Origin of the sequence: Pseudomonas sp. GM25 (assembly GCF_000282255.1) — a bacterium.
GTDB classification, from domain to species: domain Bacteria; phylum Pseudomonadota; class Gammaproteobacteria; order Pseudomonadales; family Pseudomonadaceae; genus Aquipseudomonas; species Aquipseudomonas aphyarum.
On the sequence record NZ_AKJQ01000049.1, the window covers coordinates 95,659 to 108,774 of the forward strand.

At 60.3% G+C, this 13,116-nt stretch carries 15 protein-coding genes; 8 read left to right on the forward strand and 7 right to left on the reverse strand.

All coding sequences use genetic code 11. The features are described 5' to 3' along the window. Positions 1-89: 89 nt before the first annotated feature. The 4 genes from moaC (at position 90) to PMI24_RS20655 (ending at position 2,219) form a co-directional block, all read left to right on the forward strand. Positions 90-563 carry a cyclic pyranopterin monophosphate synthase MoaC gene (gene moaC, locus PMI24_RS20640; RefSeq protein ID WP_007957321.1) on the forward strand — a complete coding sequence of 158 codons (474 nt, stop codon included), beginning with the start codon at positions 90-92 and terminating at the stop codon, positions 561-563. After that, the gene (locus tag PMI24_RS20645; protein ID WP_007957322.1) at positions 560-802 is read left to right on the forward strand and encodes a MoaD/ThiS family protein; all 243 of its coding nucleotides are present in this window, start codon (positions 560-562) and stop codon (positions 800-802) included. The genes moaC and PMI24_RS20645 overlap by 4 nt, the downstream gene beginning before the upstream one ends. A gap of 3 nt (positions 803-805) precedes the next feature. Further along, positions 806-1,258, forward strand: a complete 453-nt coding sequence (gene moaE / locus PMI24_RS20650) for a molybdopterin synthase catalytic subunit MoaE (protein WP_007957323.1) — start codon at positions 806-808, stop codon at positions 1,256-1,258. A 184-nt stretch (positions 1,259-1,442) separates the two neighbouring features. Continuing rightward, the gene (locus PMI24_RS20655) at positions 1,443-2,219 is read left to right on the forward strand and encodes an ABC transporter substrate-binding protein (protein ID WP_007957326.1); all 777 of its coding nucleotides are present in this window, start codon (positions 1,443-1,445) and stop codon (positions 2,217-2,219) included. A gap of 133 nt (positions 2,220-2,352) precedes the next feature. On the opposite strand, the gene PMI24_RS20660 is transcribed toward PMI24_RS20655, so the two are convergent. From PMI24_RS20660 to PMI24_RS20680, 5 genes are all read right to left on the reverse strand, one after another. Then, the gene (locus tag PMI24_RS20660) at positions 2,353-2,994 is read right to left on the reverse strand and encodes a helix-turn-helix transcriptional regulator (RefSeq protein ID WP_007957327.1); all 642 of its coding nucleotides are present in this window, start codon (positions 2,992-2,994) and stop codon (positions 2,353-2,355) included. Positions 2,995-3,087: 93 nt separating this feature from the next. After that, on the reverse strand, positions 3,088-4,215 hold the full coding sequence (locus tag PMI24_RS20665) for an NAD(P)/FAD-dependent oxidoreductase (protein WP_007957328.1): 1,128 nt from the start codon (positions 4,213-4,215) through the stop codon (positions 3,088-3,090). Between the two features lie 14 nt (positions 4,216-4,229). After that, complete coding sequence (locus PMI24_RS20670; protein ID WP_007957329.1) at positions 4,230-5,174, reverse strand: ornithine cyclodeaminase family protein; 945 nt, start codon at positions 5,172-5,174, stop codon at positions 4,230-4,232. Between the two features lie 124 nt (positions 5,175-5,298). Beyond that, the gene (gene rhlB, locus PMI24_RS20675; protein ID WP_007957330.1) at positions 5,299-6,777 is read right to left on the reverse strand and encodes an ATP-dependent RNA helicase RhlB; all 1,479 of its coding nucleotides are present in this window, start codon (positions 6,775-6,777) and stop codon (positions 5,299-5,301) included. 96 nt (positions 6,778-6,873) lie between these two features. Beyond that, on the reverse strand, positions 6,874-7,530 hold the full coding sequence (locus PMI24_RS20680) for an alpha/beta hydrolase (protein ID WP_007957331.1): 657 nt from the start codon (positions 7,528-7,530) through the stop codon (positions 6,874-6,876). A gap of 467 nt (positions 7,531-7,997) precedes the next feature. Here PMI24_RS20680 and PMI24_RS20685 point away from each other — a divergent pair, with 467 nt between their 5' ends. The 4 genes from PMI24_RS20685 (at position 7,998) to PMI24_RS20700 (ending at position 12,160) form a co-directional block, all read left to right on the forward strand. After that, the gene (locus tag PMI24_RS20685; protein ID WP_007957332.1) at positions 7,998-9,029 is read left to right on the forward strand and encodes an amino acid ABC transporter substrate-binding protein; all 1,032 of its coding nucleotides are present in this window, start codon (positions 7,998-8,000) and stop codon (positions 9,027-9,029) included. A 65-nt stretch (positions 9,030-9,094) separates the two neighbouring features. Then, positions 9,095-10,276: an amino acid ABC transporter permease gene (locus tag PMI24_RS20690; RefSeq protein WP_007957333.1), complete on the forward strand. Its 1,182-nt coding sequence runs from the start codon at positions 9,095-9,097 to the stop codon at positions 10,274-10,276. A gap of 10 nt (positions 10,277-10,286) precedes the next feature. Continuing rightward, positions 10,287-11,384 carry an amino acid ABC transporter permease gene (locus PMI24_RS20695; RefSeq protein WP_007957335.1) on the forward strand — a complete coding sequence of 366 codons (1,098 nt, stop codon included), beginning with the start codon at positions 10,287-10,289 and terminating at the stop codon, positions 11,382-11,384. A gap of 11 nt (positions 11,385-11,395) precedes the next feature. Further along, positions 11,396-12,160: an amino acid ABC transporter ATP-binding protein gene (locus PMI24_RS20700; RefSeq protein ID WP_007957337.1), complete on the forward strand. Its 765-nt coding sequence runs from the start codon at positions 11,396-11,398 to the stop codon at positions 12,158-12,160. Between the two features lie 52 nt (positions 12,161-12,212). Here the strand turns inward: PMI24_RS20700 and PMI24_RS20705 are convergent, their stop codons facing one another. Continuing rightward, complete coding sequence (locus tag PMI24_RS20705) at positions 12,213-12,704, reverse strand: type II TA system antitoxin MqsA family protein (protein ID WP_007957339.1); 492 nt, start codon at positions 12,702-12,704, stop codon at positions 12,213-12,215. Next, a complete protein-coding gene (locus PMI24_RS20710; protein ID WP_007957341.1) occupies positions 12,701-13,012 on the reverse strand; it encodes a type II toxin-antitoxin system MqsR family toxin in 312 nt (103 codons plus the stop codon). Before PMI24_RS20710 ends, PMI24_RS20705 begins: the two co-directional genes overlap by 4 nt. Between the last annotated feature and the right edge of the window lie 104 nt (positions 13,013-13,116).

The following is a 13,116-nucleotide window of genomic DNA, read 5'->3' on the forward strand; positions in this document are numbered from 1 at the left end:
ACCGGGCGACTGCAAAGTCGCCCTGTTTTTTATGTGCGCAATTCTGACCCCCAGGTTTACAATCGACGCTCCTGATCAGGAGTAATCCCGTGCTGACTCATCTCGATTCCCAAGGTCGCGCCAACATGGTCGACGTCACCGAAAAAGCCGTGACGTTCCGTGAAGCGACGGCCCAAGCGCTGGTGCGCATGCTGCCCGACACCCTGCAGATGATCGTCAGCGGCGGCCATCCCAAAGGCGACGTGTTCGCCGTGGCGCGCATCGCCGGCATTCAGGCGGCGAAGAAAACCAGTGACCTGATTCCCCTGTGCCATCCGCTGATGCTGACCGGCGTCAAGGTCGAGCTCAGTGCCGAAGGCGATGACGCGGTGCGCATCGTGGCTCGCTGCAAATTGTCCGGTCAGACCGGCGTCGAGATGGAAGCGCTGACCGCCGCCAGCGTCGCCGCCCTGACCATTTACGACATGTGCAAGGCCGTGGATCGCGGCATGACCATCGAAAGCGTGCGTCTGCTGGAAAAGGTTGGCGGCAAGAGCGGGCATTTCCAGGCGGAGCAGCCATGAACCTGACCGTGAAGTTTTTCGCCCGTTACCGCGAGGCGCTGGGCGTGGACTCGGTGACGGTCGAGGGTGATTTCGCCACCGTCGATGACGTTCGTGCGTTGCTGGCGCAGCGTGAGGGCGCCGACGTGCTGAGCGAGCAGAACCTGATGTGCGCGCGCAACGAAGACCTCTGCCAGCTCGACGAACCGGTGGTCGATGGCGACGAAGTGGCGTTTTTCCCTACCGTGACCGGAGGCTGAGCCATGCGCATTCGGGTGCAGTCCGAACCGTTCGATCCGGGCGCTGAAGTCAACGCGATGCACGCCGCCAATGTCGGCGTCGGCGCGGTGGTGAGTTTTGTCGGCTACGTGCGCGACTTCAACGATGGTCTCGATGTTGCCGGGATGTTTCTTGAACACTATCCGGGCATGACCGAAAAGGCCCTCGGCAAGATTGCCGTTGAGGCCGAGGAGCGCTGGCCGCTGTTGAAACTGGAAGTGCTGCACCGCATCGGCGCGCTGGAACCGGGCGAGCCGATCGTGTTTGTCGCCGCCGCCAGTGCCCATCGCCAGGCGGCGTTCGACGCCTGCGCCTTCGTCATGGATTACCTGAAAACCCGCGCACCGTTCTGGAAGAAAGAAAACACCAGCGACGGCCCGCGCTGGGTCGAAGGCCGTGACAGCGATCATGCGGCGGCGGATCGCTGGAAGCAGTAATTCCTCTCCCCAATCAATCTCCCCTCGACTCCCGACCATCGGCTGACGCCGATGGTGTTTGTCCAATTGACGGTTTGTACGTAAAAGTCCAGTATGGATTTACAAGTACAAAAAAAGGTCTTTCCCCGTTTCAGCTTTTTTCTTCTGTCTTGCCAAACCAACAACAACCCGCGAGAGAACGAACATGAAGAAATTCCCCCTCATCACCGGTCTGGCACTAAGCCTGTTGGCGTGCAGCAGCGCGTTCGCCGCCGAGAAAACCCTGCGCATCGGTATCGAAGCGGCGTATCCGCCCTTCGCTTCGAAGACCGACAAGGGTGAAATCGTCGGTTTCGACTACGACATCGGCAATGCCCTGTGCGCGCAGATGCAGGTCAAGTGCGTGTGGGTCGAGGGCGAGTTCGACGGTCTGATTCCTTCCCTGAAAGTGAAGAAAATCGACATGGCGCTGTCGTCCATGACCATCAACGAAGATCGCAAGAAGTCGGTGGACTTCACCCACAAGTACTATTTCACCTCGTCGCGGCTGGTAATGAAGGAAGGCGCGAGCGTCGATGACCAGTACGCCAGCCTCAAGGGCAAGACCGTCGGCGTGCAGCGTGCGACTACCACCGACCGTTACGCCACCGAGGTGTTCGAGCCCAAGGGCATCAACGTCAAGCGCTACGGCAACAACGAAGAAATCTACATGGACCTGGCGGCCGGGCGTCTCGATGCGATCTTCGCCGACACCATCCCGCTGACCGACTTCCTGTCGATGCCGCGCGGCAAGGGTTACGCCTTTGTCGGGCCTGAGTTGAAGGATCCGAAGTATGTGGGCGAGGGCGCCGGGATTGCGGTGCGCAAGGGCAACGCCGAACTGGTCAGCCAGTTGAACACTGCCATCGACGGCATTCGCGCCAGTGGCGAATACCAGAAGATTTCCGAGAAGTACTTCAAGTCCGATATCTACGGCGACTGATAGTCCGCTATCGCCAGCAGGCTGGCTCCCACAAGGGGTCTGTACCGAACATACATATTGTGTTCACAGACATCCAATGTGGGAGCCAGCCTGCTGGCGATGGGGCCAGACCAGCCAAAAGAGCCGCCGGATCTCAGCCCTTCAATTCCTTCAAGTGCTTGTACACCGTCGCCCGCCCCATGTTCAGCACATTGGCCACATAGTTCGAGGCGCTCTTGCCCTTGAACGCCCCTTCGGCGTGCAGCGCCAGCACCAGTTCGCGTTTGTGATCGCGGGTCAGCAGGTTCAGGCTCAGTTGCCGTTCCCGTAGCCAGGCGTGCAGGAAAGTGTTGATGCGCTCCTGCCAGTCATCGCGAAACAGCGAGTCCGGTTGCGGAATCAGTTTGCTCGGCGAGAGGAACAGGTCCAGCGCTGCCTTGGCGTTCTCGAACAGCGAAATATTCAGGTTGATGCACAGCACCGCCAGCGGGTGCCCTTCGCTGTCGCGCAGCACGGTGCTCAGGCTGCGAATTTTCTGGCCGTCCCAATTGAGCTTTTCGTACGGGCCGATGTTCCGTTCGCTGACGTCGTCGCTGAGCATGTCTTCCAGCGACGATTCATCGCCGATCACCCGTTTCGACAGGTTGTTGGCGATGTAGTCGACCTTTTGCGTGCGCAGGTCATGCAGCACCACTTCGGCGTGGGGAAAGAACAGCGTGGCAATGGCGTCGGCGATGGCGTGGTAGTTGTCCAGCGCGGCGTCATGCAGCTCGGGCGTGTGTTCGGGGGCGGTCATAACTGTGGAGCTCCAGGCAACGTCAACGCCCCCGTGATCCGGGGGCGTTGCGAGTGTGCCGCAATCCGGCGGGCGCGTCATCCGGGCGGACGGTCAGGCCAGGCGGGCAGGGGCGAGCATGGCGGCGGTCAGGCCGAACTGCTTGAGATGGTCAGGCAGCGATTCGCCACGCACCAGCGCCGCGCTGGCCTGGCCCATCGCCGGTGAAGTCTGGATGCCATAGCCGCCCTGGGCCGCGACCCAGAATAGCCCCGGCACCTGCGGATCGAACCCGGACAGCAAATCGCCATCGGCGACGAAACTGCGCAGGCCGGCCCAGGTGCGGGTCGGGCGGCGGATGGTCAGGGTCGTCGCTTCCTCGATCTGGTAAATGCCCATGGCGATGTCCAGTTCTTCCGGCTGCACGTCGTGCGGTTCGACCGGGTCGGCATTGGCCGGTGAGCCGAGGAACATCCCGGCGTCGGGCTTCATATAGAAGGATTCGTCGAGACTGACCAGCATCGGCCAGTGGTGAATGTCCACGCCTTCAGGGCCGGCGAAGATGAACGCCGCACGGCGTTTCGGTTGCAGACCCAGCGGCTTGGCGCCGGCCAGGGCTCCGATCCTGTCGGCCCACGCGCCTGCTGCGTTGATCACGATGGGAGCGCTGAAGGTCTGGCCATTGGTCTGCACGTGCCAGATGCCGTCGGCGTCGCGGCTCATTCCGAGCACTTCGCAATCGGTCTGCACCTGGCCGTTGTTGCGACGGATACCGCGCAGATAACCCTGATGCAGGGCATCGGTGTCGATGTCGCTGGCGGTCGGGTCGTAGATCGCGCCATGGACTTTCTCCCGGCGCAGGATCGGCAGCCGCGCGCAGGCTTCATCCGCGCTGAGCAACTGCATCTCCGGCACCGTGGCCTTGGCGCTGAGGTACTGATTGTTCAGCTCGGCGGCGTCACCCGTGAAGTCGACAGTCATTTCTCCGCGTGGGGTCAGCAGCGGATGCTCGCAGAAGCCGCTGGGAGGATGGTCGAAGAATTCACGGCTGGCCTGGGTCAGCGCCCGAACCTGCGGGGTGCCGTATGCGGCGGTGAACAGCGCAGCCGAACGCCCGGTGGAGTGATAGGCCGGGTGCGACTCGCGCTCCAGCACCACGACCTTGCCGTGCTGCGATAGCCAGAAACCGGTGGAAGCGCCGGCGATCCCGCCGCCGATGATGATGAAATCTGCATGACTCATGAAAATCTCCGGTGTCAGCGCTGCAATTGATAGACGGCGTTGGCCAGGGCGATGTCTTCCAGGCCCAGACCGATGGAGCGGAAAAACACGTGACGGTTGTAATCGGGGCGCTGCACTTTTTCGCTGAGCAGATCCGCCAGGTCACCGAGGATCGCGCCGCTGTTCCAGTCATGTTGTTCGCGGGCGATCAGCATCTCGCCGGCCGAGCCCGGGGTGGTCAGACGATAGTCGCAGAACACCTGCATGTCGTTGAGGCTTTGCGGCGGCACTTCGTGGGCGCGCGGTGCGTTGGTGCTGATCGAAGTGATGAGCGCCGGTTTGCTCAAGGTTGCCGGGTCGATCACGGGGCCGGCGGACGAAGTGCAGAGCATGATCACGTCGGCTTCGGCGATGGCGATTTCGCGGCTGTCGGCGATGTTCACCCGTGGATCGAGGGCTTGCAGTTGGCGGGCGGTGGCCGGGTCTTCGCTCAAGGTGGGCGAGTACACACTGATGCTCTGCCAGTCGCGCAAGGCTTTGACGTAATGCAGGTGCGCCTGGGCGACCTTGCCGCTGCCGATGATTGCCAGACGCGCGGCCTTCAACGGGGCGAGGGCATCGACCGCCACGGCGGTGGTCGCAGCGGTGCGGGCGGTGGTCAGTTCGCCGGCATCGCAGAGCAACAGAGGCTGACCAGTCTGCATCGACATCAGCAATGTCCACGCCGTCACCAGCGGACCTTGTTCGCGAACGATGTAGGGCGAAGTCTTGACCCCGTACACGCCGTCTTCGGCCAATACGCCGAGATAGTTGATGAAGTCTCCGGCACCCTGAGGGAATTCGACCAGTTGCTGCGCCGGTTGAACTGCATGCCCGGCTGCCAGATCGCGGAACAGCTTGCGCAGGATCTGCGGCACATCGATCCGGGCCAGCAACTCGCGGGCCTGGGTTTGGTCGATCACGAAAGGCGTACTGGACATGTCGGACTCCGGAGACTGTTTTTAAACTTATTTGTCCATTATGGACTTTTAGTGTTGTTGAACAATATCTGGGCGAAAAAAAAGCGCAGTCCGTTGCCGGCTGCGCTTCTCTTTATGGCGTCGCTTACTGTGGACGCTTGCGCTCAACCGCCCGCAATAGATGGGTCGGCGGCGTTTCACAGCTGATCTTGCGACCAAGTTTTTCTTCGATGGACGGCAACTGATAAGAGTCGTCTTCACCGGCAAAGCTGATCGACACGCCGTCGGCGCCAGCACGACCGGTACGGCCGATGCGGTGCACGTAGTCGTCCGGGACTTCCGGCAGGGTGAAGTTGATCACGTGGCTGATGCCGTCGATGTGGATACCGCGACCGGCCACGTCGGTGGCGACCAGCACCCGGATCTTGCCTTCGCGGAAGCCTTCGAGCGTCTTGATCCGCTTGTGCTGAGGCACGTCGCCGGACAGCTGCGCGGCGTTGATGCCGTCGCGCACCAGGCGTTCTTCGATGCGGCGCACTTCGTCCTTGCGGTTGGCGAACACGATCACACGCTCCCAGCCGTTGTCGTTGACCAGGTTGAAGAGCAGTTTGTATTTGTCGGCGCCGGCCACCGCGTAGATGTGCTGTTCGACGTTTTCGTTGGCCACGTTGGTGACCTCGATTTCGACGATCGCAGGATCGGTGGTCCACTGCTTGGCGAGGTTCATCACGTCATCGGTGAAGGTCGCGGAGAACAGCAGGGTCTGGCGTTCGCTTTTCGGCGGGGTCTGGCGAATGATCTGACGGACCTGCGGGATGAAGCCCATGTCGAGCATGCGGTCGGCTTCGTCCAGCACCATCACTTCGACCATGTCCAGATGCACGTCACCGCGCTGGTTGAAGTCGAGCAGGCGGCCCGGGGTCGCGACGAGGATGTCGCAATGGCGCGCTTCGAGGTGCTTGAGCTGCTTGTCGAAGTCCATCCCGCCGACGAACGTCATGACGTTGAGGCCGGTGTACTTGGTCAGGTCGGCGGCGTCCTTGGCGATCTGCACCACCAGCTCGCGGGTCGGCGCGATGATCAGCGCCCGTGGCTCGCCCATGTAGCGCTCTTTCGGCGGCGGGGTCTGCAGCAGCTGGGTGATGATCGAGATCAGGAACGCGGCGGTCTTGCCGGTGCCGGTCTGGGCGCGGCCGATGGCGTCTTTGCCGGCGAGGGTGAAACCCAGCACCTGGGCCTGGATCGGCGTGCAATACGGGAAACCCAGGTCCTGAATGGCGTGCATCAGTTCCGGGGAGAGTTTGAAATCGTGGAAACGGGTCTTGCCTTCCTGTGGCTCGACGACGAAGTCTTCGAGTTTCCAGGGAATCACCGGCGCCTTGGGCTTGGGTTCGCGACGTGGTCTGGCCGGTTTCGGTGCTTCGCTGCGGGCCGGCTCGGTGGCGGGCGCGGCAGCTGGAGCGGGTTTTGGTTCGCGTTGCGGCGTCGTGGCGGGCGTCTGGCGGTCGGCCTGGCTGGCATCGCTGCGATGACCGGGGGCGTGCGACGGCGCAGTGGGGACTGGCGCGAGCTGCTCAGCCTCGCTTTTACCGAACATTTTCTTGAGTGCTTTGAGCACGGTCATCTCATCAATTGGTTAAGGAATGTACGCCGGCCAGTGTAATGCAAGAAACGGGCGCGGCGTAGTGGGATGATCAAAGGGCGACCCTTGTCGGAATTGTCAGCGCAGGCGTTCGCTCAACCACGTGCCGATGTCGCGAATTTCTTCGGGTAACACTTCGTGCTCCATTGGGTATTCCTGCCATGTCACGGTGACACCATGGGCCTTGAGATACTCATAAGCCGTGCGTCCCATCGAGTTCTGCACCACGTTGTCGAACTGGCCGTGCAGCGCCAGCACCGGAATCCGCTGCTGGCTGGCGGACAACTCCAGTTCATCGCTGAAGGTCGGCGCGTATGTCGATAATGCCAGCACCCCGCCCAACGGTCCCTGCCATTTCAGAAACGCGGTGTGATAGACCACGGCGCCGCCCTGGGAAAAACCGGCGAGGAAAATTCGCGAGGCGTCTATTCCGCTGCTTCGCTGTTCTTCTATCAATTCGATGATGCGTTCGGCGGACGCTTCCAGCTCGTCGCGGTCGATCGCCCGGGCCGGGCTCATGGCTTTGATGTCGTACCAGCTCGGCATGGCATATCCGCCATTTATCGTCACCGGACGGGTCGGCGCCTGGGGCAGGACGAAACGCGTGCTCAGCAGGCTTTCCTGAAGCGCTTCGGCCACCGGCAGAAAGTCGTAGCGGTCGGCGCCGAGGCCGTGCAGCCAGATCACGCAGGCGTCTGCGGGCTTAACAGGCTGAAGAATCAAGGGCTCGGTCATGGCTGCTCCAATTGTGTGCGGGCGCTCTCATTGAGTGCGTGATTTGCGTGCGCGCCCGGTTGATCCGTTAAGAAGATGTCGCAAGGCTGCAAGTTTTGCTATTGACCTGTCACTCAATCGCTTCAGCTGCCGGTGTGGTACGGGCTTTGCTATGAGGTAGTCGTGCAATCGATCTCGCGCCTGGCGGTAACACTATCAGTGAACGCCTGGCGACGGGATAGCAAAGAATCCGGTGATGGATGTTCGCCAATGGCCGCAACGGGCTTAGCGAACGTGAAAGGGCTACCGCCCGTTCGGCCGACTGGTGAGAAGTGAGTTGTCCATGATGTGGATTTTCTCCTACTAGACTCATAGCGAAGGTCCTGCGTCGGTTGACCCCAAAAAAAGCCAACACGGGTCAACAACGCCTCAAAAGGGTGCGACTGGACTCAAGCTCCGACACAACAAGAGCAAAACTGGAGGTTTGAATGAAGATGTTGAAATCCACTCTGGCGATCGTGACTGCTGCTGCAGTACTGGGTGTCAGCGGGTTCGCTCAGGCGGGTGCAACCCTGGATGCAGTGAAGAAGAAAGGATTCGTGCAGTGCGGCGTCAGCGATGGCTTGCCAGGCTTCTCGGTTCCGGATTCCACCGGCAAGATCGTGGGTATCGATGCTGACGTCTGCCGCGCCGTGGCCGCTGCCGTGTTCGGCGACGCGACCAAGGTCAAGTTCAGTCAGTTGAACGCCAAGGAGCGTTTCACCGCTCTGCAGTCGGGCGAGATCGACATCCTGTCGCGCAACACCACCATGACCAGCTCCCGTGACGCGGGCATGGGCCTGAAATTCCCGGGCTTCATTACCTACTACGACGGCATCGGCTTCCTGGTAAACAACAAGCTGGGCGTGAAGAGTGCCAAAGAGCTGGACGGTGCAACCATCTGCATCCAGGCCGGTACCACCACCGAGCTGAACGTTTCCGACTACTTCCGCGGCAACGGTCTGAAATACACCCCGATCACTTTCGACACCTCCGATGAAAGCGCCAAGTCGCTGGAATCCGGTCGTTGCGACGTGCTGACCTCCGACAAGTCCCAGCTGTTCGCCCAGCGCAGCAAGCTGGCTTCGCCGAAGGACTATGTAGTTCTGCCGGAAACCATTTCCAAGGAACCACTGGGCCCGGTCGTGCGTAACGGCGACGACGAGTGGCTGGCCATCGTGCGTTGGGTTGGCTACGCGCTGCTGAACACCGAAGAAGCAGGCATCTCTTCGAAGAACGTCGAAGCTGAAGCCAAAGCGACCAAGAACCCGGATGTTGCTCGTATGCTCGGTGCAGACGGCGAATATGGCAAAGACCTGAAACTGCCGAAGGACTGGGTCGTACAGATCGTCAAGCAAGTCGGCAACTACGGCGAAATCTTCGAGAAAAACCTCGGCAAGAGCACTCCGCTGGAAATCGACCGCGGCCTGAACGCGCTGTGGAACAACGGCGGCATTCAATACGCACCACCAGTGCGCTGATGGTTCTGTCACCCGGCAGGCCAACTGCCGGGTGACGTTCTGTTCCATTATTTCCGGGGCACTTCATGCAAAATTCAATCGGCGCACCAAAGCAGAGGCTCACCCTCAGCGATCCACGAGTGCGTGCGTGGGTATTTCAGATCATCACCATCGTGGCGGTGGTCTCCCTGGGCTGGTATCTGTTCGATAACACCCAGACCAACCTGCAACACCGGGGTATCACTTCGGGGTTCGACTTTCTCGAGCGCAGTGCCGGGTTCGGCATCGCTCAACACCTGATCTCCTACACCGAAGCGGACAGTTATGCCCGGGTGTTTGTCATCGGCCTGCTCAACACGCTGCTGGTGACCTTCATCGGTGTGATCCTGGCCACGATCCTTGGCTTCATCGTCGGCGTGGCGCGCCTGTCGAAGAACTGGATCATTTCCAAACTGGCAACGGTGTACGTGGAGGTTTTCCGTAACATCCCGCCACTGCTGCAGATCCTGTTCTGGTACTTCGCGGTGTTCCTGACCATGCCGGGGCCGCGCAACAGCCACAACTTCGGCGATACCTTTTTCGTCAGCAGCCGTGGCCTGAACATGCCGGCCGCGCAAATGGCCGACGGTTTCTGGGCGTTCGTGGTCAGCATCGTGGTGGCCATCGTCGCCATCGTGCTGATGAGCCGCTGGGCCAACAAGCGTTTTGAAGCCACCGGCGAGCCGTTCCACAAGTTCTGGGCCGGTCTGGCGCTGTTCCTGGTGATCCCGGCGGTGTGTGCGCTGATCTTCGGCGCGCCTGTGCACTGGGAAATGCCGAAGCTGCAAGGCTTCAACTTCGTCGGTGGCTGGGTGCTGATTCCGGAACTGCTGGCCTTGACCCTGGCGCTGACGGTGTACACCGCGGCGTTCATCGCCGAGATCGTGCGTTCGGGCATCAAGTCGGTCAGTCACGGTCAGACCGAAGCGGCGCATTCGCTCGGCCTGCGCAACGGCCCGACCCTGCGCAAGGTGATCATTCCGCAAGCGCTGCGGGTCATCATCCCGCCGCTGACCAGCCAATACCTGAACCTGGCGAAGAACTCCTCGCTGGCGGCCGGTATCGGTTATCCGGAAATGGTTTCGCTGTTCGCCGGCACCGTGCTGAACCAGACCGGTCAGGCGATCGAAGTCATTGCCATCACCATGAGCGTGTACCTGGCGATCAGTATCAGCATTTCCCTGCTGATGAACTGGTACAACAAGCGCATCGCGCTGATCGAGCGGTAAGGAATAGCGCATGAGTACTCATACTTTCAAACCCGATATGCCACCGCCGGCCAAGGTCTTCGGCCCGATGGCGTGGATCCGCGCGAACATGTTCTCCAGCTGGCTCAACACCCTGCTGACCCTGTTCGCGTTCTACCTGATCTACCTGGTGATTCCGCCGATCCTCAGCTGGGCGATCATCGATGCCAACTGGGTCGGCACCACCCGCGCCGACTGCACCAAGGACGGCGCCTGCTGGGTCTTCATCCAGCAGCGTTTCGGCCAGTTCATGTACGGCTACTACCCGCCGGAACTGCGCTGGCGCGTGGACCTGACCGTGTGGCTGGCGGTCATCGGCGTGGCACCTCTGTTCATCAAGCGCGTGGCGCACAAGGCGGTGTACGGTCTGAGCTTCCTGGTGGTCTACCCGATCGTTGCCTGGTGCCTGCTGCATGGCGGCGTCTTTGGCCTCGACACCGTGGCGACCAGCCAGTGGGGCGGTCTCATGCTGACCCTGGTGATCGCGACTGTCGGCATCGCCGGTGCGTTGCCGCTGGGGATTGTCCTGGCGCTGGGTCGACGCTCGAACATGCCGGCGATCCGTGTGGTCTGCGTGACCTTCATCGAGTTCTGGCGCGGCGTGCCGTTGATCACGGTGCTGTTCATGTCCTCGGTGATGCTGCCGCTGTTCCTGCCTGAAGGCATGAACTTCGACAAGCTGCTGCGGGCGCTGATCGGCGTGATCCTGTTCCAGTCGGCGTACGTCGCCGAGGTGGTGCGCGGCGGTCTGCAAGCGATCCCCAAGGGCCAGTACGAAGCCGCGGCCGCGATGGGCCTCGGTTACTGGCGCGCCATGGGCCTGGTGATTCTGCCGCAAGCCCTGAAGCTGGTGATTCCCGGCATCGTCAACACCTTCATCGCGCTGTTCAAGGACACCAGCCTGGTGATCATCATCGGCCTCTTTGACCTGCTCAACAGCGTCAAGCAAGCCGCTGCCGATCCGAAATGGCTGGGCATGGCCACCGAAGGCTACGTGTTCGCCGCCCTGGTGTTCTGGATTTTCTGTTTTGGTATGTCGCGCTATTCCATGCACCTGGAACGCAAGCTCGACACTGGCCACAAGCGTTAGGAGTTTTTTCGATGAGCGAAGCAATCAAAAAGCCAGTGGGCCCTGAAGGCATCATTCAGATGCAGGGCGTGAACAAGTGGTACGGCCAGTTCCACGTGCTGAAAGACATCAACCTCAACGTGCGTCAGGGCGAGCGTATCGTGCTGTGTGGCCCGTCGGGTTCCGGCAAATCCACCACCATCCGCTGCCTCAACCGTCTGGAAGAGCACCAGCAGGGCCGCATCGTGGTCGATGGCGTCGAGCTGACCAACGACCTCAAGCAGATCGAAGCGATCCGCCGTGAAGTCGGCATGGTGTTCCAGCACTTCAACCTGTTCCCGCACCTGACCATCCTGCAGAACTGCACCCTGGCGCCAATGTGGGTGCGCAAGATGCCCAAGCGCAAGGCCGAGGAAATCGCCATGCATTACCTGGAACGCGTACGCATTCCGGAACAGGCGCACAAGTACCCGGGGCAACTGTCCGGCGGTCAGCAACAGCGTGTGGCGATCGCCCGCGCGCTGTGCATGAAACCGAAAATCATGCTGTTCGACGAACCGACCTCGGCACTCGATCCGGAGATGGTGAAAGAAGTACTCGACACCATGATCGGCCTGGCCGAAGACGGCATGACCATGCTCTGCGTAACCCACGAAATGGGCTTCGCCCGCACCGTGGCCAACCGCGTGATCTTCATGGACAAGGGCGAAATCGTTGAGCAGGCGGCACCGAACGACTTCTTCGACAATCCACAGAATGATCGGACGAAGCTGTTCCTGAGTCAGATTCTGCATTGAGATCTGATGAATAAAATGAACCCGGCCTTGTGCCGGGTTTGTTTTTTGTGGGTCAGGAAACGGTGAGGGTTTCGTGTTCCTTGTGCTCGGTATACTTGAAGGCGTTCCTCAGATCCGCCCCTTCACCCAAGGCTTTCGCATCAGCGAGCAAGTGCGGATAGCGATCGAGCAGGCGCATCAGCAGCATCAACGCCTTCGGCGGAAGCACTTCGCCGCGCTCATAGCGGGAAAATGCGTTGTGTCCGCCACCAGACAGCAGTTGCACCGTTTCTTTTTGCGTCAGGTGCAATTTGCGCCGGATGCGCTTCATCTCGTTACCGATCATTTGTCGGGCAGCAATCACCAGATCATCACCGGCTTGCGTGTAGCGTTCTGCACTATCGGTGTCGGCGTCCCACTCGACCTCACCGCATTTGCGACATTCCCAGCCAGCAAGGTCATCGATACGACGTTCCATGCCTTTGACACTGATGGTTTCGCCGCGGCCTTCGAAATGTGTCATTCCCTCACGTGCACCGCAGCTGAAACATTGCCGGGTCTTCATTGGTTTTTCTCCTTGAAGGAGATTACCGGTGGGCCACCTTCGGGGCGGTATGTCACCTTGATGTAAATCTCCAGATCGTGTGAGTGCGTGTGATAAACGTCTTGCCAGACTCGATGATCGTCATAGGTGGTCATCGACTTGTACAACATCCTGTTCTGCAGTTCGAAAACGATTTCTTGCATCTCTATGATGCTGAGGCCGAGATCCAGTCCGGTTTTTTCTGCGCTCTTGGTGAATGCCTGTCTTCCCCGTCGCCTGACCTCAGCCTTGATCACCACCAAGTCGTAATGGGGTGTGTTCTTTTCCATAAGAAACCCAAACCCTGTTCCTGAAATTACCCTTAAAGGGTAATTTTGACTAATCGAAAATCCAGCTCCATTTGCCCCTCTCTGACCCTAGGTGGTTGCCGTCC

Coding starts and splice junctions, on each gene's coding strand:
- rhlB (WP_007957330.1), bottom strand. CDS start 6,777: ATGACCGTGCTCAAAGCACTCAAGAAAATGTTCGGTAAAAGCGAGGCT.
- PMI24_RS20700 (WP_007957337.1), top strand. CDS start 11,396: ATGAGCGAAGCAATCAAAAAGCCAGTGGGCCCTGAAGGCATCATTCAG.
- PMI24_RS20660 (WP_007957327.1), bottom strand. CDS start 2,994: ATGACCGCCCCCGAACACACGCCCGAGCTGCATGACGCCGCGCTGGAC.
- PMI24_RS20680 (WP_007957331.1), bottom strand. CDS start 7,530: ATGACCGAGCCCTTGATTCTTCAGCCTGTTAAGCCCGCAGACGCCTGC.
- PMI24_RS20645 (WP_007957322.1), top strand. CDS start 560: ATGAACCTGACCGTGAAGTTTTTCGCCCGTTACCGCGAGGCGCTGGGC.
- PMI24_RS20665 (WP_007957328.1), bottom strand. CDS start 4,215: ATGAGTCATGCAGATTTCATCATCATCGGCGGCGGGATCGCCGGCGCT.
- PMI24_RS20705 (WP_007957339.1), bottom strand. CDS start 12,704: ATGAAGACCCGGCAATGTTTCAGCTGCGGTGCACGTGAGGGAATGACA.
- moaE (WP_007957323.1), top strand. CDS start 806: ATGCGCATTCGGGTGCAGTCCGAACCGTTCGATCCGGGCGCTGAAGTC.
- PMI24_RS20690 (WP_007957333.1), top strand. CDS start 9,095: ATGCAAAATTCAATCGGCGCACCAAAGCAGAGGCTCACCCTCAGCGAT.
- PMI24_RS20685 (WP_007957332.1), top strand. CDS start 7,998: ATGAAGATGTTGAAATCCACTCTGGCGATCGTGACTGCTGCTGCAGTA.
- PMI24_RS20670 (WP_007957329.1), bottom strand. CDS start 5,174: ATGTCCAGTACGCCTTTCGTGATCGACCAAACCCAGGCCCGCGAGTTG.
- PMI24_RS20710 (WP_007957341.1), bottom strand. CDS start 13,012: ATGGAAAAGAACACACCCCATTACGACTTGGTGGTGATCAAGGCTGAG.
- PMI24_RS20655 (WP_007957326.1), top strand. CDS start 1,443: ATGAAGAAATTCCCCCTCATCACCGGTCTGGCACTAAGCCTGTTGGCG.
- PMI24_RS20695 (WP_007957335.1), top strand. CDS start 10,287: ATGAGTACTCATACTTTCAAACCCGATATGCCACCGCCGGCCAAGGTC.